Genomic DNA, 1,174 nt, shown 5'->3' with positions numbered 1-1,174 from the left:
GCATTGCCGCTCGTTGCGCTCTCGCTGTTCCAGACGGGCATCGGCGGTGCCGGCCTCCTCATCGCCATCGTCTCGGGCGCCGTCACCTCCGGCCTCGGCTATGTCCTGTGGTACCGGGCGCTCAAGGGCCTGACGGCACTGTCGGCGGCGATCGTGCAATTGTCCGTACCGATCATTGCTGCTTTGGGCGGAGTCCTGTTCCTCTCCGAGAACCTCGGCCAGCGCTTCGTCATCGCGGCCGGTCTCGTTCTTGGCGGCATCGCCTTCGCGCTTTCGACACGCCGACGCTGAAACGGGACATCGGCAGGGCGCGACACTATCTGAAGCGCTGTGACAGTCCGACCCGACCCCTTCCTGCCCGGCTCCGCGCCGTTCCCCCTGCCCGCGCCCTTCCTGGAATGGTTCGCGCGCAATGGCTGGAGCCCGCGTCCGCACCAGCTCGACCTCCTGGCCCGGGCCGAATCTGGCGCGTCGGCGCTGCTGATCGCGCCGACCGGGGCCGGCAAGACGCTGGCCGGCTTCCTGCCATCGCTGGTCGATCTGCACCGGCGTGGTCGGCCGAAGCCCGGCACGCGGCCCTATGGCATCCACACCCTCTACATCTCGCCGCTGAAGGCACTGGCCACCGACATCGCCCGCAATCTGGAAAAGCCGGTCGCCGAGATCGGCCTGAAAGTGACCCTGGAGACCCGCACCGGCGACACCTCGCAGGTGCGCCGTCAGCGCCAGAAGCTGAAACCGCCGGACATCCTCCTGACGACGCCCGAGCAGCTGGCCCTGCTGATCGCCGGCAAGGACGCGCGCGGCGACCGAGAGGATCGAGAACCGGTAGCCGAGGAAGCGGAACAGATCCGCATCCACCGCTGCCGAAACCAGCAACAGCAGGAGCGCCAGACCGGCGAAACCGGCGGCGATCTTGACCGGCCTCTGCGAGATGTCGACGTCGGGCTTGGCCAGGACGCTGCTCAGCGTGGCGACGGCCGCAACCAGGAAGACCAGCGCCACCGTGCCGCCGGCGAAGCGGAACTCGCCGCCGGTCAGGAGCACCAGCGCCACGAACGGGAACACCGCGAACAGCAGGATCGCATTCAGGCGCTTGTGGGGCATCCGCGGGATCGCGAGGCCGGCCACCAGCAGCGCCAGAAGCACCACCGTGACGTCGATGCGCCAGCGT

2 protein-coding genes are annotated in these 1,174 nt (G+C 68.7%); both read left to right on the top strand.

Features of this window, described 5'->3' with window-relative positions; genetic code table 11:
• Nucleotides 1–291 (top strand): EamA family transporter (locus tag SI859A1_RS00200; protein ID WP_148233682.1); only part of this gene is annotated, 291 nt, incomplete at its 5' end.
• Between the two features lie 39 nt (nt 292–330).
• A partial coding sequence (locus SI859A1_RS21960) for a DEAD/DEAH box helicase (RefSeq protein ID WP_009207878.1) occupies nt 331–1,174 on the top strand: 844 nt, incomplete at its 3' end.

It is taken from the genome of Aurantimonas manganoxydans SI85-9A1 (assembly GCF_000153465.1).
GTDB classification, from domain to species: domain Bacteria; phylum Pseudomonadota; class Alphaproteobacteria; order Rhizobiales; family Rhizobiaceae; genus Aurantimonas; species Aurantimonas manganoxydans.
This window is presented reverse-complemented; position numbering and strand designations above follow the sequence as displayed.